The organism is Nonomuraea sp. NPDC049504 (assembly GCF_040676845.1).
GTDB classification, from domain to species: domain Bacteria; phylum Actinomycetota; class Actinomycetes; order Streptosporangiales; family Streptosporangiaceae; genus Nonomuraea; species Nonomuraea salmonea.
In genome coordinates, this window is the sequence record NZ_JBFAPT010000046.1 from 1 (window position 1) to 23,537 (window position 23,537).

27 protein-coding genes and 1 pseudogene are annotated in these 23,537 nt (G+C 67.3%); 13 read left to right on the top strand and 15 right to left on the bottom strand.

Annotated elements, in window-relative coordinates; genetic code table 11:
- From AB0K28_RS47825 to AB0K28_RS47850, 6 genes are all read right to left on the bottom strand, one after another.
- Window positions 1-566 (bottom strand): transposase (locus tag AB0K28_RS47825; protein WP_364384223.1); only part of this gene is annotated, 566 nt, incomplete at its 3' end.
- A 469-nt stretch (window positions 567-1,035) separates the two neighbouring features.
- Window positions 1,036-1,446 carry a hypothetical protein gene (locus AB0K28_RS47830; protein WP_364384226.1) on the bottom strand — a complete coding sequence of 137 codons (411 nt, stop codon included), beginning with the start codon at window positions 1,444-1,446 and terminating at the stop codon, window positions 1,036-1,038.
- 1 nt (window position 1,447) lies between these two features.
- Window positions 1,448-1,630, bottom strand: coding sequence for a hypothetical protein (locus AB0K28_RS47835; protein ID WP_364384229.1), 183 nt, complete (start codon window positions 1,628-1,630; stop codon window positions 1,448-1,450).
- A gap of 149 nt (window positions 1,631-1,779) precedes the next feature.
- On the bottom strand, window positions 1,780-1,917 hold the full coding sequence (locus AB0K28_RS47840) for a hypothetical protein (protein ID WP_364384232.1): 138 nt from the start codon (window positions 1,915-1,917) through the stop codon (window positions 1,780-1,782).
- A gap of 240 nt (window positions 1,918-2,157) precedes the next feature.
- Complete coding sequence (locus AB0K28_RS47845; protein WP_364384235.1) at window positions 2,158-2,376, bottom strand: DUF397 domain-containing protein; 219 nt, start codon at window positions 2,374-2,376, stop codon at window positions 2,158-2,160.
- Window positions 2,369-3,193: a helix-turn-helix transcriptional regulator gene (locus tag AB0K28_RS47850; RefSeq protein WP_364384238.1), complete on the bottom strand. Its 825-nt coding sequence runs from the start codon at window positions 3,191-3,193 to the stop codon at window positions 2,369-2,371. The genes AB0K28_RS47845 and AB0K28_RS47850 overlap by 8 nt, the downstream gene beginning before the upstream one ends.
- A 221-nt stretch (window positions 3,194-3,414) precedes the next feature.
- Between AB0K28_RS47850 and AB0K28_RS47855 the strand changes: the two genes are divergently transcribed.
- From AB0K28_RS47855 to AB0K28_RS47865, 3 genes are all read left to right on the top strand, one after another.
- Window positions 3,415-3,891: an ATP-binding protein gene (locus tag AB0K28_RS47855; protein ID WP_364384241.1), complete on the top strand. Its 477-nt coding sequence runs from the start codon at window positions 3,415-3,417 to the stop codon at window positions 3,889-3,891.
- A 294-nt stretch (window positions 3,892-4,185) separates the two neighbouring features.
- A complete protein-coding gene (locus AB0K28_RS47860; RefSeq protein ID WP_364384244.1) occupies window positions 4,186-4,653 on the top strand; it encodes a hypothetical protein in 468 nt (155 codons plus the stop codon).
- Window positions 4,654-6,541: 1,888 nt separating this feature from the next.
- Window positions 6,542-7,615: an enolase C-terminal domain-like protein gene (locus AB0K28_RS47865; protein ID WP_364384247.1), complete on the top strand. Its 1,074-nt coding sequence runs from the start codon at window positions 6,542-6,544 to the stop codon at window positions 7,613-7,615.
- A gap of 8 nt (window positions 7,616-7,623) precedes the next feature.
- Here AB0K28_RS47865 and AB0K28_RS47870 read toward each other — a convergent pair whose 3' ends face one another.
- Window positions 7,624-7,986 (bottom strand): transposase, encoded by a 363-nt coding sequence (locus AB0K28_RS47870; protein WP_364384387.1) that lies wholly within the window; start codon window positions 7,984-7,986, stop codon window positions 7,624-7,626.
- Here AB0K28_RS47870 and AB0K28_RS47875 point away from each other — a divergent pair.
- Together AB0K28_RS47875 and AB0K28_RS47880 are read left to right on the top strand one after the other, a co-directional pair.
- Window positions 7,879-8,175, top strand: coding sequence for a hypothetical protein (locus tag AB0K28_RS47875; protein WP_364384396.1), 297 nt, complete (start codon window positions 7,879-7,881; stop codon window positions 8,173-8,175). The genes AB0K28_RS47870 and AB0K28_RS47875 overlap by 108 nt on opposite strands.
- A 12-nt stretch (window positions 8,176-8,187) precedes the next feature.
- Window positions 8,188-8,583 (top strand): MFS transporter, encoded by a 396-nt coding sequence (locus AB0K28_RS47880; protein WP_364384390.1) that lies wholly within the window; start codon window positions 8,188-8,190, stop codon window positions 8,581-8,583.
- A gap of 18 nt (window positions 8,584-8,601) precedes the next feature.
- Here the strand turns inward: AB0K28_RS47880 and AB0K28_RS47885 are convergent, their stop codons facing one another.
- Window positions 8,602-8,811 (bottom strand): hypothetical protein, encoded by a 210-nt coding sequence (locus AB0K28_RS47885; protein ID WP_364384250.1) that lies wholly within the window; start codon window positions 8,809-8,811, stop codon window positions 8,602-8,604.
- Between the two features lie 605 nt (window positions 8,812-9,416).
- On the opposite strand from AB0K28_RS47885, the gene AB0K28_RS47890 reads away from it, so the two are divergent.
- From AB0K28_RS47890 to AB0K28_RS47900, 3 genes are all read left to right on the top strand, one after another.
- A complete protein-coding gene (locus AB0K28_RS47890) occupies window positions 9,417-10,211 on the top strand; it encodes a SigB/SigF/SigG family RNA polymerase sigma factor (protein WP_364384253.1) in 795 nt (264 codons plus the stop codon).
- Between the two features lie 104 nt (window positions 10,212-10,315).
- Window positions 10,316-10,789 carry an ATP-binding protein gene (locus AB0K28_RS47895; protein WP_364384256.1) on the top strand — a complete coding sequence of 158 codons (474 nt, stop codon included), beginning with the start codon at window positions 10,316-10,318 and terminating at the stop codon, window positions 10,787-10,789.
- A gap of 891 nt (window positions 10,790-11,680) precedes the next feature.
- The gene (locus AB0K28_RS47900; RefSeq protein WP_364384393.1) at window positions 11,681-12,010 is read left to right on the top strand and encodes a DUF1707 domain-containing protein; all 330 of its coding nucleotides are present in this window, start codon (window positions 11,681-11,683) and stop codon (window positions 12,008-12,010) included.
- Between the two features lie 296 nt (window positions 12,011-12,306).
- Here AB0K28_RS47900 and AB0K28_RS47905 read toward each other — a convergent pair whose 3' ends face one another.
- The 5 genes and pseudogenes from AB0K28_RS47905 to AB0K28_RS47925 form a co-directional block, all read right to left on the bottom strand.
- Window positions 12,307-13,176, bottom strand: coding sequence for a recombinase family protein (locus tag AB0K28_RS47905; protein ID WP_364384259.1), 870 nt, complete (start codon window positions 13,174-13,176; stop codon window positions 12,307-12,309).
- A 223-nt stretch (window positions 13,177-13,399) separates the two neighbouring features.
- Window positions 13,400-13,528, bottom strand: a complete 129-nt coding sequence (locus AB0K28_RS47910) for a hypothetical protein (protein WP_364384262.1) — start codon at window positions 13,526-13,528, stop codon at window positions 13,400-13,402.
- A 157-nt stretch (window positions 13,529-13,685) separates the two neighbouring features.
- Window positions 13,686-13,898, bottom strand: a pseudogene (locus AB0K28_RS47915) (AraC family transcriptional regulator); the annotation flags it as partial.
- Window positions 13,899-13,904: 6 nt separating this feature from the next.
- Window positions 13,905-15,011 (bottom strand): SDR family NAD(P)-dependent oxidoreductase, encoded by a 1,107-nt coding sequence (locus AB0K28_RS47920; protein WP_364384265.1) that lies wholly within the window; start codon window positions 15,009-15,011, stop codon window positions 13,905-13,907.
- A gap of 149 nt (window positions 15,012-15,160) precedes the next feature.
- Entirely contained in the window at window positions 15,161-16,066 is a 906-nt protein-coding gene (locus AB0K28_RS47925; protein WP_364384268.1) for an oxidoreductase, read from the bottom strand.
- Between the two features lie 34 nt (window positions 16,067-16,100).
- Here AB0K28_RS47925 and AB0K28_RS47930 point away from each other — a divergent pair, with 34 nt between their 5' ends.
- The 5 genes from AB0K28_RS47930 (at window position 16,101) to AB0K28_RS47950 (ending at window position 19,738) form a co-directional block, all read left to right on the top strand.
- Window positions 16,101-17,003 (top strand): LysR family transcriptional regulator, encoded by a 903-nt coding sequence (locus AB0K28_RS47930; RefSeq protein ID WP_364384271.1) that lies wholly within the window; start codon window positions 16,101-16,103, stop codon window positions 17,001-17,003.
- Window positions 17,004-17,449: 446 nt separating this feature from the next.
- On the top strand, window positions 17,450-18,376 hold the full coding sequence (locus tag AB0K28_RS47935) for an SDR family NAD(P)-dependent oxidoreductase (RefSeq protein ID WP_364384274.1): 927 nt from the start codon (window positions 17,450-17,452) through the stop codon (window positions 18,374-18,376).
- Window positions 18,377-18,537: 161 nt separating this feature from the next.
- A complete protein-coding gene (locus tag AB0K28_RS47940) occupies window positions 18,538-18,843 on the top strand; it encodes a hypothetical protein (protein WP_364384277.1) in 306 nt (101 codons plus the stop codon).
- A gap of 162 nt (window positions 18,844-19,005) precedes the next feature.
- Window positions 19,006-19,338 (top strand): hypothetical protein, encoded by a 333-nt coding sequence (locus tag AB0K28_RS47945; RefSeq protein ID WP_364384280.1) that lies wholly within the window; start codon window positions 19,006-19,008, stop codon window positions 19,336-19,338.
- A 103-nt stretch (window positions 19,339-19,441) separates the two neighbouring features.
- On the top strand, window positions 19,442-19,738 hold the full coding sequence (locus AB0K28_RS47950) for a M55 family metallopeptidase (RefSeq protein ID WP_364384283.1): 297 nt from the start codon (window positions 19,442-19,444) through the stop codon (window positions 19,736-19,738).
- Window positions 19,739-19,826: 88 nt separating this feature from the next.
- Here the strand turns inward: AB0K28_RS47950 and AB0K28_RS47955 are convergent, their stop codons facing one another.
- Complete coding sequence (locus AB0K28_RS47955; protein ID WP_364384286.1) at window positions 19,827-22,853, bottom strand: Tn3 family transposase; 3,027 nt, start codon at window positions 22,851-22,853, stop codon at window positions 19,827-19,829.
- A 355-nt stretch (window positions 22,854-23,208) separates the two neighbouring features.
- Complete coding sequence (locus AB0K28_RS47960; protein ID WP_364384289.1) at window positions 23,209-23,403, bottom strand: hypothetical protein; 195 nt, start codon at window positions 23,401-23,403, stop codon at window positions 23,209-23,211.
- Between the last annotated feature and the right edge of the window lie 134 nt (window positions 23,404-23,537).

The following is a 23,537-nucleotide window of genomic DNA, read 5'->3' on the forward strand; positions in this document are numbered from 1 at the left end:
CCGGTGGCCACCAGAGCGTGCACGTTGACCGTCCGCCCGCCCTCGCGCACCTTCTGCGTCAAAGCGTCCAGCCAGACGAACGTGTACGGGCCGGCATCCAGCGCGCGGGTCCGAAACGCCTCAACCTGCTCATCCAGCACCTTGGCCATCTGCGAGACCTGGCTCTTGGAGATGTGCTTGATGCCCAGCTGCTCGACCAGCTTGTCCACCCGCCGCGTCGACACCCCGAGCAGATAGGAGGTGGCGACCACGCTGATCAGCGCCTGCTCGGCCCGGCGGCGTCGCTCCAGCAGCCAGTCCGGGTAGTTGGAGCCCTGCCGGAGCTTGGGAATGGCGAGGTCGATGGTGCCGGCTCGGGTGTCCCACTCGCGCGTGCGGTAGCCGTTGCGGGAGTTGGTCCGCTCGTCGCTGCGCTGACCATAAGCGGCTCCGCACAGGCTGTCGGCCTCGGCCGACATCAACGTCTCGGCCATGGTCTTCACCATGGATCGCAACATGTCAGGGTCATCGGTCTCGATCTGCTTCGCCAGCCACTGGGCGGGCGTCACACTGGGGTCTGCGGCCATCGTCTGGTTCCCTTCGATCTTGATCTAGCTACTCGAAGGATCACTCGATGGCCGTCTTCATTTCACGACGCCACGCCTGTGACCAGGCCAAACTCGTACACCACTTCCGTGGACGCAACCCCCTCTTGCGCCGTGAGATCTCGATGTCCGTCGAGCGGGGTAACGGCCGGAGGGCGCTGTCCGGGGTGTACCTCGTCCAGCGAGACCCGCTCGACCCTTCATGATGTCTGCTTGGGGGCTGGCCCCAGCCTGGGGTACGTGGCTCGCGTCTTATGCGGTGTGTGGCTGTACCGCGGGGTCGGCCGTGCACCGGAGGAGGCTCTGGACCGCCTGCGATTTCCTTGCCGGGCGCCTTGTTCCTGGCGCGACGTTCCGCAGCCGGGGGTGATGTGCACAGGAGCGGCGTGGCTCGACGTGCAGCGTTCCTGGTAGGCCCTCCTACGGTGGTGCAGCGTGCTGCCGGCGAGGGCTAGGGAATGTGATCGATCTCCGCTTTGGGCCACAGGGTCCGGAGCGGGATGGGGTCGGCCGTCACGATGGGCAGCCCGCGACGGCGTGCCGCGTGGGCCACTGACACGGCCGTCACTGCTTGCGCTGCCGCGTATGGCGCGACGGTGCGCAGGATTTCGGCCACGGCGGGAGCGCTGTCACTGGTCAGGGGGTCGACGATGGTGATGTCCATGCCGATGAGTGCGTCCAGTACGGGGACGGCCTTGTCGGGGAGTTGGGCGATCGCTGCGGTAAGCGCGGCTGCCGTGGTGATGAGCGGCACCACGTACTCGCGGTGCTCGGCCCGGGACCAGACGATGGCGTCGATGTAGGCGCTGGACCGCAGGCTCCAGGCTGTGAGCGCGCTGGAGTCAAGGACGCGGCCGAGCACGTCAGGCGGCGTGGGCGGCTCGGCGGGCGGCGAATTCCTCTTCGCGCCGGTCGGCGAGGTCGAGCATGTCAGCTGGGGGAGGGCCGCCCATGATGTCGCGAAGCGTGGCCAGGGTGTCGGCTCGTCGCTGTTCGCTGTAGACCCGCTGCTCGTCGATCTCGAAGATCTCGCGTTCGCCTTCCATACCGTTCAATTTACCCGTGACTGCCTGGTCCTAGCCACTGAATCGGGCGCAGCGCCGGTCGGCTTTGTGCCGCATTGCAGGGAAGGTCATGCCTGCCGCTCTTGGTTTGCCTCCCTGGTTGCTCGGGCGCTGGTCTGGCTCTGGTCTGCTCAGGCGATGGGGTCCAGGTGCAGCGGATGCAGGTCCGGTTGAAGCTCGGCGGTCGCCATGTTGGCGGGTGGTTTCAGTACATCTGGGCGTTCCTGTGCGGTCAGGCGCTCGCTGACCACGCCGCGGGCCAACGTCACGCGATCGAGACCGCGCAGTGCGCGGTATGCCTGGGGCGGAGACGTGTGTCGCAGGCGCCTGGAATCGAGTACAGGTGCGGATGGGGCCAAGGGCGCGGCGGGGGCTCGGAGATCGCCGAGCCGCTGGTCCGGGGCCATTGCGGCCACGTTGACCTCTAGGTTCCAGCCTGTTCGGATAGCGCGACAGCATGAGAGCACAGCGAAGGCCCTCCGCCGGTGCGGAGGGCCTTCGGCGTACGGTCAGAAGTCGAATTCGTCGTTCTTGACGCCGTCCACGAAGGCGCGAAAGACGGCACCGCGGAGGATCCAAGGCTCCAAGTCAGGGCGCTCGGTGTCCCGCATACCGACGCGGTCTCCGCTCAGCGGTGCCACCTCGATGCAGTCGCCACCGTTGGCGCCGCTCTTCTGCGCCTTGCGCCAGGCTGCGCCCTTCAGCTCGGCGGCCAGCTCGTCATTCACCGTGAAACATCTCCATTTTCTCGCGTATGGCCTCTGCCGTCTCGTTGACTGGTCGGGCATATGACCGGATGGCGTCGAATCTGACATTAACGGTGCGCACGCGGTCCTCGCGATCGGTTACCTCGCCGTCCGCGGCGGAGTCCAGGTAGACCGTGTCCGGCCCTTGGGGCTGCTGGGCGATCACGAATCCGCCTAGCAGCCCGATCGTGGGAACGGCGTCCATGGGGACGATCTGCACCGTGATGCAGGGGTGATCCAGCGCTTTGAGCAGGTGGCCTAGCTGTTCGCGCATGACCGTCGCTCCGCCGATGGGACGGGTGAGAACTCCCTCGTCGATGACCGCTGCGTAGATCGGCGGCTCGGGGCGGTCGAACACCGTCTGCCGGGCCAGCCGGGCTTCGGTCGCTTCCTCGACGCGGTCGTCGGTGATGCCCGGCTGCCCGGACAGGATCGCGCGGGCGTAACTGCGGGTCTGGAGCAAGCCCGGGACGACCAGGGGCTGCCAAGTGCGCAGGCTGTGAGCCGTGGCCTCGATTCTCGGCCACTGGCGGAACCAGGTCGGCCCGGATTTGACCACCAGGGGCATCAGTCGAATCAGCGGCTCCCCGTGCAGGTCGAGCAGTCTTTCGACCTGTTCGGCGAAGTTCCACTGCGGGGTGCGTTTGGCGTTCTCGATCTGGCTGACCAGGCTCTTGCTCACATGGGTGTAGGCCGCGATCTCTTCCTGGGTGATGCCTCTTTCCTCGCGCAGCCTCCTCAGTTCGGCGCCGAACAGGGCCAGAGGACTGGCTCCTGGATCGAGCTCGCTTCCCGCCATCGCACCATCCAGTTCACACGTTCACACACATCGGTGAATCCGAGGTGTGGAGTAACTGTGTTGCCTGTGAACTACTAAAAGTAGCTGTGGAGTACCACTCTGGGGAAGGTCTTACGAGAACCAGGCCATAGCCAAGTTCACAGCACGTTCTGATCTTGTGGACTTGGAGGTCGATGCCCCAACGGTCGGTGATGTCTGTGTCGCAAACCCTTGCCCCTCCGATGCCCGATGCCGCCCGATGGCAGATCACGACGCTGCGGCGCAGTGCCAGGACGCCGTGCCAGTCCCGCCTAGCGCTCCGGCTGTGGCTGGGCGACGCCGAGCCGGTTCTGGTGTCCAGCGCGGTGCTGATCGCCTGTGAACTGGTGACCAACGTCGTGCGGCATGTCCCTGGGGGGGTGCAGCGTGACTGGGTCACGGTCCGGCTCGGTGTGACGGGCGACTTCGTTCGGCTGGAAGTGATCGACCCGGGAACGACGGACCCGGAGCCGCAGTTCACGCCGCTGACGTCTGGGTCCTTGGAGCAGTCGGGTCGCGGCCTGGGCCTTGTGGCCGCTTTGTCGATCCGCTGCGGCACCTACCTGCTCCCGTGCGGCTACCGGATCGTGTGGGCCGACCTGGAACCTGGCGAAGCCTCGGACGCCGTCCACGACGCCTCCCAGGACGCTGGTGGACAGCCGGCGCCCTGCCGGTCGTAAGCCTCCCCGGCCCGTCGCTGCCGGCGGCGCAGCCGGCGGCAGCGACGGGCCGGGGATTCCAGCCCAGACCTGTCCCGGTCTGGCTCAGCCGACGCCCCACCCCCATACGTTTCTCCTGCGGCTGGAGGTGTCCAACCCGCGCAAGCTGACGGGCGCGGTGCTCGACGGTGACGAACCGCCGTACGTGTACCCGGCGCGAGACGTGCGCGTCATCGACGGCGACACAATGGAGGCGCTGCTGCTGCCCATGACGGTGTCGCCATCAAAGCCAAGCTGCGTCTGGCCGTCCTCAATGTGGCTGAGAAGAACACAGGCCGCGGCGCCAGCGTGGCCGACTTGGTGCGCGGCTGGGTGGACGGCCAGCCCGAACTGCTCGTCGAGACGCAGAAGAACCGCCGCGACAAGTACGGGCGGATGCTGGCCACGCTGCGCAGCGGACCGACCGGAGTGTCCCTGAACGAACTGCTCCTCCCGAACGGGCTGGCCGAGCCGTACGACAGGGGCCCGTGCCAGCGCGTAAGCGAATCGACGTGGCCGAGCTCGTCAGGGTCCAGGCGGGCGCGTCCATCCGCGCCCTGGCCGCTTCGGGAGGTCGCACACCGCTATTCAGCGCAGGCTGAACGGGCGCGTGGCCATGCGTCCGGCCGGGGAGGGCGGGGACTCATCTCCATCCCGCAGGAGGTGCGGGACAAGGTCGCTGAGGCGTACGCCGGCGACGTGCCGATGGCGGACATCGTCGCTCGGTTCCGGCGTGTGCGATGAGACGGTGCGCCGCATCGCCGACAAGGCGGGCACACCGCGGCGGCCGGTCGGTGGGCAGCCAACGTCTCGACCCTGACCAGATCGCGGAACTGAGCAGCCAGGAGCGGCCGGCCGAGGCGATAGCGGTTCTCGTGGGGGCCAGCCCCTCGCGCGGGCAGTCCTGCGTGTACGCGCGAGGAGGCGAACGCCATATTGCAGGCAGACGCTAACACCCCAGGTGAATGACACTGCCCGACATGGCATCACCCTCCAGCACGACACGCACCCGCATCACTGAGGACATGGGGGACAAGGCGGCCGACCTCTACCGGAAGGGGTGGACGTTACGGGAGATCGCTGCCGAGCAGCACTGCTCGTTCCAACGGTTGTCCACGCTGTTGCGCCAGCGCGCTGATGTGGAGATGCGAACGCCGTCCCACCCTCGGGCGCTGCGGCAGTCCCCGGACAAGCAGGCGGAGATCCGGGCTTCGATCTTGCAGAAGATGAACCCGGCGGAGATCGCGCGCCTGGTGAAGGTCACTCCTTCGACGGTGGCGCGGCTGGCCGAGCGGGAGAACCTCACCGCTTTTCAAGGGCAAGCGGCCGCGGTGGGACGCGGAGTGGGGCCCGGCGTATGCGGGCTGAGAACTTCACCTACAGGGAGATCGCGGACGAGGTGGGCGCGTGGGCATCATGACCGTGTGACGCAAGCTGAGTCCGCTTCGGTACGAGTAGTCGGCCGCGGTTGGAGTGCCGCGGCCGGCCGCAATGAGGTGGTGCCAGGTATATCCGGCCTTCGGGTGCTTACCGGATGATGCTGTTCAGGCCAAGTACGGCGGCGCCGAAGGCTGTCAGGCCGGTGGCTAGGGAAGCAGGGATGGGGAGCGGCGTCAGGTGGCTCAGGCCGCCGATTACGGCTCCGGCGATCCCTGCGGTAACGAAGATCACGGTAGAGCGAATGGACAGTAACGCGTGCGTCCCGGCTTCAGCCGGTTTGCTGGGGCGCGGGTCTTCGGGCTGTACGCTCATTGGTTGACGTCCTGTCTGGGAATGTCACCTTGGGCGGCCCTCCGTTGCACCGGAGGGCCGCCCTGCTTGTTCTACGAGGGAACATACTGGACCGCACCTGTGTGCAAAGCCACCTCTGAACCGCGCTCACCTGGGGGCTTTACCAGCGTTATTTTTGCGTGATCATTTGGGGATCTTCGCGAGGTGTTAATGGGCAACCCCAATAGCTCAGGTGGAGGTCATGTTGACGCGCCGCATAATAGGAGGTAGTTACGGCATTCCTACGCTCCGTGATTGATTGAACGTGACATAGATCACTTCTTTGTGGCCTGCCTTTGCGACCTCGCTTGTGACCCGAAGAGGACTCAAACCGAGATAATTCAGCGCTCGGAAGTAAAAAATCGCCCAATGGTGACTCTAGGGAAAGGCTGCGAGGCCGTCGACTGGGGCGCTCGCACAGCTGTGTCGTGTCCGCCGTACCGGGGACGGCGGACAGGCGCAGTGCATTGAGCGGGCCGCTGCACCTGCGAGCGAAACCGGAACAAGATCAGCCCAGGACTGGGCGGTGCAGCTACTGGAACCCAGCAGCCGCGTAAAGCCCGGCGGTTGCGCCGCAACGTGGCAGGTGGCGATCAGCCGGTCCGCCAGGCGGTCGGCGGCCGCGGTGAGGCCGGCTCGGGTCATGACCGCAGTCAGGTGACCGATGTAGCAGCGGGCGGCACTGCGTGCGCCTGTATGAGGCTCCGTGGGCAGGGTAACAGCGCCGGTGTAACTCGCACCCCGGCTGTTGGCTCTTACCGTGACGTCATGGTCGGGTGCGAGCAGTGCCGACGCTGACCGGAACCTTCACCGGCGGTGCCAGATCATCCCGACGAGCCGCGGATACCGAAGCGAGGACGACATGAGCGCCATCTCGGAGATCAGCCTTGCTGTCTACAGCATTCCCACCGAACAGCCTGAGGCCGATGGCACGCTGAGCTGGGATCACACGACGATGGTGCTGGTCCAGGCCGGGGCCGAGGACAAGATCGGGATCGGCTGGACTTACGGGCCGGGCGCCTGCGCGCTCGTTGTCCAGGACCAACTCGCTCCCGTGGTCCGGGGGATGAACGCCTGTGATGTCCCCGCGGCGTTCATGGCCATGGTGCGGGCGGTTCGCAACGCCGGACGTCCGGGTCTAGTCGGGTATGCCATTTCCGCGGTGGAGACGGCCCTGTGGGACCTCAAAGCCCGCCTGCTCGACCTGCCGCTGTGCGGGCTGCTCGGCCAGGCGCTGCCGAGTGCGCCGGTGTACGGCAGCGGCGGCTTCGTCAACTACAGCGTGCAGCAAGTGCGAGATCAGGTCGGCCAGTGGGTTCATGAGGAGGGCATCCCCCGGGTGAAGATCAAGATAGGAGGTGAGGACGACATCAACCGGGTGAGGCAGGCCCGTAGCGCGATCGGCCCTCTGGCGGACCTCTACGTCGATGCCAACGGCGCCTACACCGTCAAGCAGGCGCTCAGGATCGCGGAGGTCCTGGAGGGCTCGGAGGTGTCGTGGTTCGAGGAGCCGGTGTCCTCCGACGACCTCGCGGGACTTCGCCGGGTCCGTGAGGCTACGCAGATCGACGTGGCGGCCGGCGAATACGGCTATGACCTGTTCTACTTCCGTCAGATGAGCGAAGTGGTGGACTGCCTGCAGATCGATGTCACGCGATGCGGCGGGATCTTGGAGTGGCAGCGCGCCGCCTCGGTCGCGGCTTCGCGCAATCTGCAGGTCTCGTCTCATTGTGCGCCGCAGCTCCATCTGCATGCGGCGCTTGCCACACCCAACCTGCGTCATATGGAATGGTTCCATGATCACGTGCGCATCGAGTCGATGTTCTTCGACGGCTTCCACGCGCCGAACGAGGGTGCGGTCGAGCCCGACCTGACGCGTCCCGGTAACGGCCTGGAGCTCCGCGTGCCCGACGTCGAGAAGTACCGGGTCCTCTAGGTCGTGTTTCATAAGGCGCTGAGCCACTGGTTGATCGCAGCGATGATGACGACGGCTTCGTAGCGTACGGCGAGCTTGTCGTAACGGGTCGCCATGCCGCGGTTGCCTTTGAGCAGGTTGATGCCGCACTCCACAGCGTGACGCAGCCGGTAGGATGCGGGGTCGAAGGACGGCGGGCGACCTCCCTTCGATCCCTTGGCTCGCCGGTGAGCGTCCTGGCCGGCCTTGCTCGGAATGCACGCCTTGATCCCACGCCGGCGCAGATGAGTCCGGTTGGCCTTGCTGGTGTAGGCCTTGTCGGCCAGGACCCGATCCGGGCGGGTCCTGGGACGGCCACCGCCGAGGCGGGCCACCCGGATCTTGGCGAGCACCCGGGGCTCGCGGCGACGTTCGCGCGCACCTCCTGGCGGGAGCGCTCGCTGCGCGGCGCCAGCCAGGCCAGCCTGGTCAACAACCTCAACGACGGCCTGACCTGGGGCGTGTTTCCGCTGCTGTTCACCGACCACGGGCTCGGCCTGGCCGCCGTCGGCCTGATCAAGGGCCTGTATCCGATCCTGTGAGGCCTGGGCCAGATTCCCACCGGGCATCTGGCCGACCGCCTCGGCCGCAAGCCCCTCATCGTGTCCGGCATGCTCGTCCAAGCCGGTGGGTTCGTTCTCGCCCTGGCCCTGCTGGAGCGGCCGCTGCTGGCCGGCATCCTGTCCGCTGTCGCGCTGGGCCTGGGCACCGCGACGGTCTACCCGGCGCTGATCGCCTCGGTTTCCGACCACGCCCACCCGGCCTGGCGGGCAGGCGCGCTGGGCACCTACCGGTTCTGGCGCGACATCGGGTACGCCGCCGGCGCCCTGCTCGCGGGGATCTTGGCCGATGCCTTCGATCTGGAGGCCACCGTCATCGCCGCCGCCGTGCTCACCGCCGCCTCCGGACTGCTGGCCTCCCGGTGGATCGTCGAGCACCGCAAAAGTTGACCCCTGCCAGGCTCGCCGCTACAAGTCGGAGCGCACCTGCGTGACACGCCACAACTGGCGCGGCAGCTCGCCCTCGCTGAAGGGGTGCACCTGGCGCAGCTGCCAGCCCTCGGCCAAGCGATCGACGAGAGCGCGGTCGAAGAAGTACACCGCGAACCCGCTGTGGTTGAAGACGCCGTCGCCGTGGGCGATGCCGCTGCTGTAGTGGGCGTCGCCGGTGTGCCGCACCGTGTAGACGAACGCGTCGCCCGGCGGCGGGCCAGCAGGATCATCGCCCGCCGATAACGCACCGTGCTCATCGTGCTGCGCTGCACGATGCGCTGCAGCTTCTGCCCGGATCTCACTCCTGTGCCGATGGCCCAGCGCCTCCGGCGGACGGCTCAGGTGAGCTCGAACGCGGAGATTCCGTCAGGAATGGCCCCTCGGGGCCGTGGCGGTCGCGACAGACGGAGGCGGTTCGTTCCACACGGCGGTCATCGCGGGGAGGTGGCCTGTGATCAGAAGCGCAGCGGGTTACTAGCCTGTGTACGGCGGCTGCTGCCGACCATCGATGCAATGGATGCGGAACCGTTACTCGCGCCACTCCCCGTACGGTAGGCCGGTGCCGGATGGCTGCCGGCAGGGGTGTACACGGCCCCTGGTGTCGGCTCTGACCAGGCCATGAATCCGGGGGGTGGCTCGAAAGGCCACTCTCTCGGGCGTGGTGCTGCCTGATCAGCTCGTGCGAGATCGGAAGTGGTGGCGCCTTCGTTTGCCATGTTTCCGCATGGCCTTATCTGGTGCACACGGGAATCATTGCATACTGCAATGAAAGGCTCTCACGAGGAGGCGACATGGTGACGCCTGTCAATTCAGAGCCCGTGCACGACTTTGGCGCGTGGACCGAACCGTCCGAGAGGCTGCTGTTCGAGCGGCTCACCGACCTACCTCCAGGTCATCACACCAGCGAACGTATCCGCCAGGATCTGGCGACTCGCCACCAAGGACTGGTGTCCAGCCTCGCCAGACGCTTCCTCCATCGTGGCGAGCCCTTGGAAGATCTTCTGCAGGCCGGCAACGTAGGCCTGGTCAAGGCCATCAACGGCTACGACATCACGCGCGGGCACCCCTTTACCGCGTACGCCATCCCGATGATCGTCGGGGAGATCAAGCGGCACTTCCGCGACACCGGCTGGGCGATACACGTCCCTCGGAGGCTGCAGAACCTGAAGATGCTGGTACACGATGCCGGCGCCAGACTCACTCAGCAGCTCGGGCGCCCTCCGGCGAGTCAGGAAGTGGCGCGCGAGCTCGGCCTGAGCGACCAGGAAACCAGGGAAGGGCTCGCGGCCAACGAGGTCTACAGCTGCCTGTCACTGGACACGATGATCAGTGAGGACAATGAGAGACACGATCAGACTGTCGTCGCACAGCTGGACAAAGATCTTGAGCTCGTCGTCGATCGCGCCACCCTGTGGCCGCTGCTGAGCGAACTTCCCGACCAGGAACGGGAGGTCCTGCTGATGCGCTTTTTCGGAAACCATACCCAGTCGGAGATCGCGAAAGCGTTCGGAGTTTCGCAAGTGCAGGTCTCCAGACTGGAGGCCAGGGCATGCGACAGGCTCCGACGGTGGCTGCGCCCCACATGACGGGCCCAGGCAGGAGCGCGGCAGGCTCGGCAGTGTCCGATAACGATTGCGTACATCTGGAGGCTGCCGGTATGCCACGCTGGGGCGGGGGTAACCGCGCCGCCATGTTCCGACGACTGACGCAAGGCACCCTCGGCACGGTCGAGTTGCGCACGCCACCTCTCGCCTCGGCCCCGCAGCAAGCTCGGGATCTGGCCCTGGCGGCTACTGTGGCATGGAACCTGTGCCGCGCCGACGAGTTCATTCTCGTGGTGGGGGAGCTGGTGACGAATGCCGTGCAGTGGGCTCGGACCTCGATCGCCGTTCGCATCATCGTGCAGGGATGCTCCTTGCGCGTCGAGGTGGCCGATGGCGATCGGCACCGGCCTCGCCTGGTCATGCCGCAGGACATGGACGAGCGACACTACGGTCTCATGGTGGTGGCGGCATTGGCGGACCGGTGGGGGAGTGAGAAGCGCCGTCGGGGCAAGGTCGTATGGGCCGAGTTCGACCTCCGCGCGGCGGCAGCGGTGTCCCCGCCCGCCCCAGGCGCAAGCGCTCTCCAGGGCGAGGGGCGGGTGACCAGTGGAGCATCGTGATGAGATGGTGTCCCGCCCATTCATGTCCCGCGTTCTCTCGTCAGCTGGACGCGGGTGAGGTCATGGGTTGGAAAATGCGGCAGGCATCAGCAGGCTGCCCCTTTCATAGTTACAGTGACCTGCCTCGGTCTCGAGGCCCTCACCCCGGAGATGAAACAGGTACCAGCGCAAACGCGGTTCCTTACGTGGCGACCGTCCTCATCCGGACCGACCTGGAATCCTTCGCCAAGGGCGGCAGTTGGTCCGCGACGGCGAGGCCCGAGATCACCGTCAGGACGGCGATGAATGTGGCGAAAAGCCTGCGTACGGCTATGGCCGCTCCCGTGACACTTGAGTTCCGGCGCCGACGCCCGATAGGTCCGGGCCCAACCTCCGTGCGTCAAGGCGGCTCACTGCCACGAGCACGGTCATGAGCTGCCGATCGGCCTCGCGACGAACCCATCCGTGCTTCGGCCATCGTATTCAGCCAGCGAAGCTGGGGTACGGGAACGAGACTGCCCCTCGAGGCGGCACTCGTCGACCGGGCGGCGATGTCCAGCGGTGGCTGTGGGGACTGTGCCGGAAGGCCGTACGCGTGCCCTCGAAACATGGCGCCCAACGATGAAGAAGGCCGAAGACCATGAAGAACAGCGATCCGCCGAGCACGATGAGCAACACCAGGGTCAGCATGACGCGCATACACGGCTCCTTGGTCTTGCCGTCGTCAGCCCGCGGGCCCCGGGCCAGGGAAATCGCCAGGCGGCTCCCGGCACGTGTCGCCCTTGGCCTCGTTGAACGGGTCATACCTGACGCTGCCGCTTCCGGCTCGCTCCGGGCGGAATCGGCGTGAGGTGTGCAGGGAGCCAGGATGGTTGCGAGCTTGCTCAGCGCATGCAGCGGCGGCCGGCCGGCATGAGGGTGTCGGATGTGGATAGGGACGAGGTCTGCGGCCTCCTCGGGCAGCACTTCGCCGAAGGCCGGATCGCGCTCGATGAGCTCCGCGGAAGGATAGGGGCCGCTCAGGGGGCCGCAACAGAGGAAGAACTGCGGCAGGTGCTCGCGGACCTTCCCTCCGTGACGTCGCGACCGCGGTTTCGCGGTGCTGTATGGACGGGGCTGGGCGGCTTCTTCGTGATCCTCATCGCAGTGGTTCCGCATCACGGTCCCGCCACGCTCATCGCCGCACTCGGCAGCTTCATTGGCATCGTCCTGATGGCGGACGACTTCCTGACACGATCATGAGGAACGGCTGCCATGGCGGCCATTCCTCATGATCGGCACGGCTTCCCGCAGTCACCGCGATCGCCCTCTATGGACGGAGCCGGACACGTCCACCCGCAAGGCCGGCAACCGGCCTGGTCCTCAGGCGCGCGTCCTGGACGCGCCCGGCTCCTTGGGGTCCCGGTAGCAATGAAGAAATTTTCAACGAAGTAGCGTCTGACCTGCGATAACGCAGGAGCCATCGGCTGGTGTCTCGGTTTGGTCACGGTGTTGGATCATGGCCAAGGACAGTTCGCGGCTCGGGTACCGGCCAGCGACTACGGCCGTTGCTTCGCATCGTCGGCTCCGGCGCCCAGCTCGGTGATGCTGGTGTCGTGGTCGCGGAGCATGCGCATGACGGTGGCCGGGGACGGGTGTCGACCCCTCTTGGCGCCCTGGGTGATGACCAGGCGGGAGGCGATCTCACGGAGGCTGAGGTCCTGGTCGCGCAGATGCACCGCCATGGACAGCATGGCCTCATCGGTGACGGCGGCACCGCCAATGGCCTTGCCGTTCTTGCGGGCGCTCTCGTGGCCTTCCAGGGTGCGGTCGCGGATGTATTCGCGTTCCATCCCCGACAGGGCGGCCAGCACGGTGAACACCACGCCGGACGGGTCGTGGCTGCCTTGCAGCTCGCCGGTGAGGAACTCCAGGCCGACGTCGCAGGCGCGCAGCTGTTCGGCGAGCTCGGCCAGGGCCAGGCCGCGGCCGAGCCGCTTGTGCTCGTGGACGACCAGGGTGACCGCGACGCCGGAGGCGCGCATCTCCCGGGCCAGGGTCACGGCCCGCTCGAGTTCGGGGCGCCGCGTGGCGCGAGTGGAGATCTTCTCGGAGAAGACCCGGGTGACCCCGGCAGTCTTGAGGGAGTCGAGCTGGGTCTGCAGCGGCTGGCGCACCGTCGAGGCGCGGGCGTAGCCGATCTTGGCGTGTCCGGACGTCTGGGTGCCGGCGGCGGGGCGGGGCAGTTCCACCCACGAGGTTCCGGGTTTGCGCAGCGCCGGGGTCGGCACGTTGAGCACCTTGGCCAGGGACCGCACGAGCCGGAACCGGGCGGTGTGGTACTGGGCGGCCACCTTGCCCCGGCCGGTGCGGCAGGGCGATCCGGCCGGGGCGGCGCAGGAGGACATCGGGCAGTCGAAGGCTTCCACGCGGGAAAAGTCGTCGTGGCTCACCCCGCGATCGTTTCATGGATACGTTTCAAAGCTCCAGCGATTTGAAACGACTCATGGAACAGGATCGGGGCGGGAACGCCCTGGACGGCCAGACGCCGGGCCACTGTTTCATAGGCGAACGCTTATGAAACACGGCGACGTCAGCTGGCGGAGATGCCCACATCGGCCGGTGGCCAGCCGAAGGTGTCGATCAGCGCCGTCAGCCGGGTGAGGAGTGCGTAGAGATCATGACCTCGATCTGGGTCGGCAGCGCGCCGTCGCCGATGGCGGCCGCGCGGGCCTTGGTGATCAGCACGATGACACCGCCGGCGGCGATGTAGCGCCACATGCGCGAACGGAGCCGCGGCCAGGACCACACCCGCCGTGCCGTTGACCGGGCCGCTGCGGTCCAAGCGATCTTCAAGGACCCCGCTTGGACCGCGTGGCTCACCGACGCCGACCGGCGCGCCCCCGGCGGTGGCGTCAGGGACCGCACCCGGCCCGGGCTATCGCGGACGGGGACTTCGGGACATGGCCAGATGCCGCGTGAGGGCACGTTGGTCATGCGTGGAGAGTGACGAGCGTGCGGATGCGACTGGTCGCGCGTGCTGTGATCGGTGGTTGCTTGGGCTCATGCCCTTGACGCGTTTGAACGCGGCGCTGAAGTTGAACGCGTCAGCGTAGCCCACACGCTTGGCGACGTCGGCGATGGTCGCGTCGGAGTATTACACCTTGCTGCCGGTCAACTGTTCGCTCAGGTCCCACAGGCGGTCGGCGAGCTGCGGGTCGACGGCGTAGGACATCACCCCGACGGGTGTCTCCACCCGACCCGTCATCACGTCGATGCTCTCGTCGTGTGAGGTGAGCAGCGGAGAGATCTCGTTGTTCTCGCAGTAGACGCCGCCCATGCCGTCGAGCTGCGGTGCGGTGGCGCACCAGACGATGGTCGACGCCCCCTGTTCGGCGGTCTTGCGGCCCGACTGCGGGTCGATGACGCGGTTGCCGTGCTCGTCGACGAGGCCATTCGCTCGCAGATACTCCGGCGTGGTCCACGGACTGAGGTTGGTGCCGATGATGAGACCCGGGTGCAGGGAGAAGCCGCGGATGTCATCGGCTTCGCCGCGCTGGTCCAGCCCGACCGCGAACAGGATGTTGGCAGTCTTCGACTGGCCGTAGCCCAGCCAGCCGTCGTACTCGCGTCGTTCGAAGTTCGGGTCGTCGAACACCACGGGCGAGAGGTGGTGCGCCCAGGCCGAGACCGAGACCACCCGCGCGCCCCGGGCCCGGCGCAGGGCGGGCCAAAGCCGTGTGCTGAGTTGGAAGTGTCCCAGGTGGTTCGTAGCGAACTGCGCCTCGTACCCACGGGCGTCCCGAGTCAGCGGTACGTTCTGGATCCCCGCGCTGTTGACCAGGATGTCCAGCGGTCGCCCGGTGGCGAGGAACCGATCGGCGAACGCGTCGATCGAGGCCGGATCCATCAGGTCCAACTGGTCGATCTCGACACCGTCGATCCCCCTGAGCATGTCGCGGGCACGGTCCGGGGAGCGCACCGGGACGACGACGGTGGCGCCGGCAGAGCGCAGGGCCCGGGTGGTCTCCAGGCCGAGGCCGGAGTGGCCGCCTGTGACTACTGCGGTTCTGCCCGAGAGGTCTGTCCTCTTGATGACGTCGGCAGCGGTGGACGCGGCACCGAAGCCGGAGCCGATCGGTTGTTGAGGACTAGTCATGTCAGATTTCTCCTTGAAAAGGTGCTGCAGACCCCGTCTACCTCGCGCCTTTCGGGCGATGCATGCGCGTTCGTCGAGTTTCTGTTCGACGCGGATCGCCGTCATGGTCGCGTTCCGCGACGACAGTCCTCGTGGCGTGGGGTGAGCAGGATGCCGCTGGTGAGGGTGTCGGCCAGTTCGGGGACGGCCTCGATCAGCTGTCGATGTCGGACGCCGCCACATGGCCCCGATCATGGGAGGGACGGGTGCGGACGTCACGACATCGTGGTCGAGCGGCTGAGCGTCTCCCAAGTGACCATGTCGGCCAGCAGGGACTCGTGGTGAGCACGCAGCGCATCGACCGCGTCGCCGCCGAGTACCAGACGGAGCGGCGGGTTCTCGGCGTCGAGCACCTCGATGATGGCCGAGGCGGCCTTCGCGGGGTCACCCGGTTCTTTGCCCGCGATCCCCGCGACCATCTGCCGGACACCTCCCGAGCTCGCCTGGTAGACCGGGTTCTCGGGGGCCAGGACCATGTTGTTGGTGATCTTGGTGCGGAACATACCCGGTTCCACCAGCAGCACCCGAACGCCCAAGGGGGCCAGTTCGCTCGACAGCGCCTCGCTGAAAGCCTCGAGCGCGTGCTTCGCGGCGTCATAGCCGGCCAGCCCGGGGTAGGTCATCCGGCCGCCCAGGGAGCTCATCTGCACGATCGTCCCGCTGCCCTGCTCGCGCATCAGGGGGACGATCGCCTTGGTGACCTGCGCGGCACCGAAGAAATTGACCTCCATCAGCGAGCGCAGCTGCTCCATCGAGGTTTCCTCGACGGCCCCGATCATGGTGAACCCTGCGTTGTTCACCAGGACGTCGATGCGGCCGAACACAGCCAGCGTCGCCTTTGTCGCGGCCTGGACGGACTCGGGGTCCGTGACGTCCAGCGCCGCTGTGCTGACCCGGTCGCCGCCGATCTCCGCGAGGTCGGCGAGCGTCTCCGGACGGCGTGCGGTGGCCATCACCCGGTCGCCGGCGGCCAGCGCGGCCAGCGCGATCTCCCGGCCGAACCCGGTGGAGCAGCCCGTGATCAACCAGACGCGGCCCTGCGTTTCGTTCGTCATTCCCATGCCCTTCAACGTGGTGTTTGCCGAGGTCAATGGTGGTTGTGGCACGCCAAAGCCGTCCAACACCTACTACCTGTCGCGGTTGTAGGCTTTACCTGTGACCCCTGATCTTCGGCAGCTGAGGTACTTCGTCGCCGTCGCCGAGGAATCCAGTTACACACGTGCCGCCGAGCGACTCCTGATCAGCCAGCAGTCCCTGTCCCAGCAGATCGCCCTGCTGGAACGCATGCTGGGTGCGAAACTGTTCGACCGCGGCACCCGGGGCACCAGGCTGACCGCTGTAGGTGTGCTGTTCCTCCCCGAGGCGCGCGCGGTACTCGACCGAGCCGACGAAGCCATCGACGTCGTGGCACGAGCCGTCCGCGGCGAGATCGGCAGCCTCCGCCTCGCCTTCCTCGCCACCACCACCAACCACCTGCTCCCCCCGGTCGTCCGGGCCGTCCGGAAACGACTGCCGGGAATCAGCCTGACGACGGAGGAGACAACGATCGCGCCTCTGGTCGAAGGCGTGCTCAAAGGCCGCTGCGACGTCGCGTTCACCCGGCCCCCGCTGGTGGCCGGTCTGGCGACCAGAACACTGATCAGCGAGCCGGCCTGCGCCGTCCTGCCCGAGGACCACCCGCTCGCCGACCGAACGGAGTTGACGCTGGGTGAGCTGGCCGCCGAACGGTGGGTGCTGACCCCGCGCAGCTCATGGGAACCCTGGCACCAGGCGTTCGACCACTCTTTCCGTACGGCGGGGTTCACCCCCAACGTGGTCCAGCGGGACGCGAGCGTGCAAGGGCTTCTCGGCCTTGTGGCGGCCGGTGTCGGGATAACCCGGCTCGCCAGGTCCGCGAGCAGTCTCCGGCGCACCGGTGTGGTGTTCGTACCGCTGACCAGGGAGTTCGTTCCCACCGAGATGGTGTGGGTCTCCGACAACACCTCACCCGCGCTGCGCCATCTGCTGGACGTCGTCACCGAACTGGCCGCCTCCACTGACCTCACCGAATCCGGCTGACCCCACACCTGCCAGAACCAGGGGCCGCTACGTCCGTCGCATGGAGCCAGGAGCAGGCGCAAGGGAGAGTTGCTCCGAGCTAACAGGGTCGGGCTGTGACCGTTGCAGGCAACTCATGTTGGACGAAGCAAGCCGTGCCCGACAAGATTGCTCTTGTCAACCAGTGTGCTGACGAGATGTGCTGCTGGGCGGCGGAGGGCTCCGGGCCAAGCTCGCATTCCGCATCACCGACCTCGACAACGGGACGAGCTCGGCTGCTCCACAGCGACTACACCGCCGCAGCGGACCGGCACCAAACATGCTCGACCCGGGTGCCGCCCTGGGCGCCCGTCCACGCCGTGCCCAGGGCTCGCACTACCGCGACTGCGCGGGTGGACGTGGCCCCGCCCCACCGTGCGCTGATAACGATTTCTGCGATTCTGCACCATCCGACAAGGAATGTTCTTATGACCGTGCTCATCACCACACCGTTCAACGCTGACAGCACCGCTGCCGACGTTGTCGCCGGCCGAGACCTGTACGGGCAGAGAGCCATCGTCACCGGCGCGTCCTCGGGTATCGGGGTCGAAATCGCACGGGCACTGGCCTCAGCCGGAGCCGAGGTGACCTTGGCTGTGCGCAATACCGGTGCCGGCGATCAGGTCGCCCGAGACATCGCGGCGAGCACCGGCAATTCAACCGTCCGCGTCGCGCACCTGGACCTGTCCGTCCTCACATCGGTGGGCGCATTGGTCGCGGCCTGGAGCGGCCCCCTGCACATCCTGGTCAACAACGCCGGCGTGTGCTTCCCGCCCGAGACACACAACGCCCAGGGCCTGGAGACGCAATTCGCCGTCAACCACTTGGGGCATTTCGCACTCACCACCGGCTTGCAGCCGGCGCTCGCTGCTGCGAGACGCGCGCGATTGGTCACCCTCAGCTCGGATGCCCACATTTACGGACCCGTCGACTTCAACGACCTCAACTTCCGCGATCGGCCCTACAATCCAGCCGTCGCCTACGGCCAGTCCAAGACCGCCACCGCGCTGTTCGCCGTCGAGGCCCAGCGGCGCTGGTCCGCCGACGGTGTCACCGCCAACACCGTGCACCCAGGACCGATCAAGACCAACCTCGACCGGCACCTGAGCGCTGAGACCCGGGCAGCGCTGCCCGACTTCGATTACCGGACGGCCGAGCAGGGCGCGGCCACCCCTACCCTTCTGGCCACCTGGCCCGACCTGGAGGGCAAGGGCGGAATGTACTTCGAGAACTGCAACCAGGCCGTACGTAACGAGCCCCGCCAGAGCACTGGAGTCGCAGACCACGCACTGGACCCCGAAGCGGCCGAGCGCCTGTGGCAGGTATCCCTCGACCTGCTCGCCGCCGGCCGCTGAGCCAGGGACAACAACGCCGCGCGCTCGCAGAGATCACGGCCCAGGTCCACACCGAGGCCAAGAGCTGGGAGCTGGGAGCTGCTGTTCAAGCTCGCTGAAGCGGAGCTCGGCATCACGATCGGCGCGTAAGCACCAGGCTGGGGCAGCAGGGACTGGACCAGGTGGTCACCGTCACCGACGCCGAGATCGTCGAAGCGATCGCGGCCTGCTTCACCCGCACCAAGACCGTCGTCGAGCCGAGCGGCGCGTGCGCGCTCGCCACGGCGATGGGCGGGCGGATCGAGATCTTTTCCGGCAGAATGGGCGTGGTCCTGTCCGGGGGCAACATCTCCTGGACCACGTTCCGGTCGCTGATCGACCGCACAGCCGCTGCTGGGGAGATGGTGGGGTGCCTGGCCTGCACGCCTGGAGCGGGCAGCAGCCAGCAGGCACTTCATGACGGTGTCGCCCTGTTCACCAGTACATGAGCCCACAGCGGATCGGCGCCATCGTCTATGAGGGCGCCGATCCCGCTGATGATCCACGACGGCACGCCTCGGGGGCACGCACCCGGGCCGAGTACGGCCGCTGGTGCCGGCACGGCTGCGGCATAGACTGCCTGCAGATGGCCCTGGACCACCGCGACGGCCATGCCCCGCCCCCTCCTTGAGTTGCTGTATGGCTGCCGCGCCTACGGCGGCTACGTCGAGCACGACGACGGTCAGATCAAGGGCCTGTACTACGCACCGTTCGCCGACTACGTACGCGCCGAGCACGGCCTGCACGCCGACGTGCACCCGCACCTGGCCGCCGCCGACCTGCCCGGCCTGCTCGCCGACGGGCACCTGGTCATCGCCTCAGTTCACAAGGAGATCCGCCGCCCCGAGGTGCCGGCGCCCGGCCGGGGCGGGCACCTGGTCCTGCTCACCGGCCACGACCATGGCCTGCTCCACCTGCACAACCCCTCCGGCCACACCCCCTGACGCCCGCCAGGCCAGCCTGCCCAGCGCCGTGTTCGAGACGTTCTTCGGTGGCCGCGGCATCGCCCTGCGCACCCTCTAGAGCAAGCACATCCGGGGGAACAAGGTGACGATCAAGGTGCTGATCTCGGTGGACCTGGAGGGCATCGCCGGCATCGTCCACCCCGCCGAGACCACCCCTGAGCGCTACGACTACGGGTTGAACGCCACCAGAGCGCCGGCGTCGGTGCCGCAGCCGCTCCGCATCGAGGTTGACCTGCACCAACCGCGAGCGGCGGACCTGGCCGCTCTCCTGCCCGGCGTCACCCGAAGCGGGCGCACCGTCGCCTTCCACGCCGAGACCATGCCGGCCGCCTACGGCATGCTCCAAGTCATCGTCGCGCTCGCCCAGAACGGGCCGTAAGCACCAGGGGGTGGCCCGCGCCCGGCGCAGACCACCCCGACGATCATCGCCTACGCCGCCTCCTCCACCGCGCGCGGCGCAGGGCTTGTCAGGGCATCAGTCCCAGCTCACGCAGCTGCGCGGGCCGCAGCGGCCGCCAGCCGCTGCCATCCAGCTTGGCCAGCTCCGCCTCGACGTCCACATTGATCACCCCGAAGAAGTTGATATTGTCGCTATGCCCGGGGGAGATGTGCGACAAGATCTCGTCGCTCACCTCCCGGCCCTGCGAGCGCAGCTCCGTCACCGCTCTAGAATAATATTCTGTGGTCCAGGCGACGACGGCGTTGGTCAGCAAGGTCAGGCACCACGCCTGCTCGGTCTGCTGCTCCAGGTGCGGGCGGGTTATCGTGCCCTGCTGCGCGTAGTGCAGGTCGCGGCGCAGCGCGTGCAGGCTCTCCCCCTTGTTCAGCTGCCGCGAGATCTTCCTGCGGAACGCCGGGTCCGACAGGTATTTGGCCAGGTGGACGGTCCTGCGCAGCATGCCCCATTCCTTCAGCGCGGCGGCCAGGGTGTTCTGCCGGGAGGCGGCCGACCACTTGCCGACGATCAGCGAGGCGGTGGCCTGGCCGTACTTCAGCGACCCGGCCATCCGCAGCAGGTCCGGCCAGCAGCCGGCGACCAGGTCCTCATTCCAGCGCGCGCCCAGCAGCGGCCCGGCGTGCGGGTAGCGCTTGGCGATCTCGGTCGGGGTCTCGTCCCGTACCAGGGTGACCCGGGTCAGGTCCCGCAAGCGCGGGGTCAGCGCCTTGCCCACCAGGTCGAACAGCGCGAAGTTGATCAACGTGGCGCCGTGGGTGTCGGTCGCGTGCTCGGCGATCGGCAGGTCGGTGGCGTTGCCCAGGAAGTCGTCCAGGACGTAGTGCGCCTCGCGCGCGGTCGGCACGATGATCTTCGTGCCGTACGTCGACCACTGATCGGAGACATGGGTGTAGGTGGACAGCACCTGACCACCGTGAATGACCATGTTCCGGCCGGTCACGGTCTTGCCGCGGACGGGGAACCGCTGCCCGTCCGAGGAGCTCATGGTGCCGCCGCCGAACACCTTGGCCAGCTCCAGGCCGTAATGGTGGTCAACGATGACCGTGTTGGCCTCGCGCAGCGTCTCCTCCCGCACATACCACTCCATCGTCCAGGCCAGCACGTCGTAGGACACCCCGCAGGCCTCCGACATGCGGGCCAGGCCCAAGTTGGTGGACATCGCGATGAGCACGGCCAGGATGTTGCGCTTGGTCTCCACGGACGTGCTGAGCTTGCGCCCGCCGGCGTGGGTGAAGCAATCCAGGAAGTGCGTGCGCGCGTCCAGCTCGATCAGCAACGAGGCGATCGGCGCGAACGGCAGCATCCCGGCCAGCTCGTCCTTCAGCGCCTTGGCCTCGGCCGGCACGTCCTCGGCCGACAGCGGCGGCACCACCAGATGCTCGTCCTCATCCAGCCGGACCATGCCGGTGTCATCCGGTGCGGCGCCGGCCAGGGTCTTCTCCAACTCCTCCAGGGCGGAGTGCAGTTCCTCCTTGCCCTGCTCCAGCGCCTCGGCCGCGTTCGGCGGCTTGCCCACCAGGCGGCAGTACTCGCTGCGCCGCGGCGCCCACTGCTCGGGCGTGTACAGGTAGGTGGCCGGATCGGCGTAGCGGCGCGAGCCCGGCACAAAAACATCCCCGCTGCGCAGCCCGTCCCGCAGGCACAAGATCACGCACAGTTCCCAGAAATGGCGGTAGGCGGTGTCTTCCCCGGACTTGCGGGCCTTGGCCAGGTAGTCGGCGTACTTAGTCGGCACGAAGCTGGTCGGCGCCCCCGCAGGTACCTTCCGGCCGCCGAGCCGGTTCATCTCCTTCAAGATGGCCACCGCCTCCATCAGCTCGCTCGTGCCCGGCCCGCCCTGGAAGTCGATCGCGGCCAGCACGTTCGGGGTGAACTGGCGCAGGTAGGTGTAGGAGGACTCCAGCTCCGACAGCCGGCCATGGTCGCGGGGCAGCGGCTTCCACGCATCGGAGGTGATCTCCCGCAGCCGCTGCATGCCGATCCGCTCGCGCAGCATCCCGCCCACCTCATCGTCGGGGATCGACGGGTCGGCCAGCACCGGCAGGATCAGCTCCATCACCAGTTGCCGGGCCTCGCCCTTCTTGGCCCGCTCGACCAGCGCGTCATCCGTCTTGGACTTCGCCCGCGACTCCCGCGCCGACACCGCCTGATCGAACAGGGCCACCACCTCATCGAGCTGGTCGACCGCGGCCTGGGCCACGAACGCCAGCAGGATCGGGAGCTTGCGCTCCTTGCGCCGCTCCAAACCCTGGTTGGTCGAGCGGCGCGCGACCTGGGCCAGGAACCGGCGCCGCTCGTTCGGCAGCACCGACACATCCATCTGGTGGGCGTCGATCGCGCGCAGCCAGGTCAGCTTGTCGATCGCGGTCTTCACCGAGGTCGCCGACGCGTCCCGGGCCGGGCTGACCAGCCACTCCAGCCGGGTCATCCCCAGCCCCGCATCCACCGCCAGCATCCGCTCCAGATCGGCGCGGACCTCCGCCGTCAGCAGGTGCCCCACCAGCTGCGAGGTCAGATCGGAGGCGCCCTTGCGGGCCGTGCCGACCATCTTGGCCAAGATGAGCGCGCCGGGCCGGATCACCTTGGCCGCCATCAGATACTCGCGCGCCAGGTTGAACAGCAGCGTCGGCGAGTCATGCTCCATCGCCCGGTCCAGCAGGAACTGCTCCAGCTCCTTCATCGCCTGGCTGCCCGCCGGAGCGGTCTGCCACTCCAGATACTTGGCGATCAGGCTCAGATGGTCCGAGCGGGTCTGATCGCGCTTGCCGTACAGCCGCAGCGCCGCCGGCGCCACGCCCAGCCGCTCCGCGACCCGGGCCACCGCCGACGATGGCGCCGAGGCGACATCGTCGGGCACGAACCCGAGCCACGGCAGCGTGCACAGCTGGACCAGCATGCCCAACCGGTCCACCGGGCCCCGCCCGCCGGGACTCACGAACGCCACGTCAGCCAACGTCGGCGTGAAATACCGGATCAACTCATCCGCGCTGATCTCCGGGAACGAACGCAGCTGCTCCAACTGCTCCTCGGAGAACATCTTCTCTGACGACGCACCACTCCACGTGCCGTACCGGACAAAACCGAAACGACCGTAGCGGCAGTGATCATCAACCCGCCACAGGAGGTCAACCCCCTCCGTTACCGCAGGTCAGACGCTACTTCGTTGAAAATTTCTTCATTGCTAACGGGACCCCTCCTTGTCCCACGAATGACGGCGCAGGGCTGCTGAGCCGTCCCGCGGCAATCTATTGCACAATGCAAAGGTTGTCGAGTGCTCTTGTGGTCGGATCAGGGCCTGGCGGGCTGTTGGGGTGTGGTGTGCGGGTTCTGTCCCGCCTCCGATGCGAGCCGCAGGGCCGGCAGCAGGTCCGTTGCGGCGGCGAATTTCGACTTCATCTGCGGCGGGCACGTCTGCCGAGGAGGTATGCGGTCAGCAGGGCCGAGAGTATGGCAAGTGTTTTCGGCTTGGTGGCGGACAACCTGATTTTGCTCGAAGCGGTCTTGGGGTCGGCCACGGCGCCCGCTGCCGAGCCTGCCACGGTGGTGGCGGTCTCCTTGGCCTTGCGTTTGAGCTGCTGGGTCTTCATCGGTGACTTCCGTTCTGTAGTTCCGGCCAGCCGCGTATACCCCTGTTGTCCCAGGTCACACCCCTGTCTGCCATGCCACGACATGACCATCCCAACACCAGCGATGTCCAAGATCTGTATCAGGCGGAGGTCCG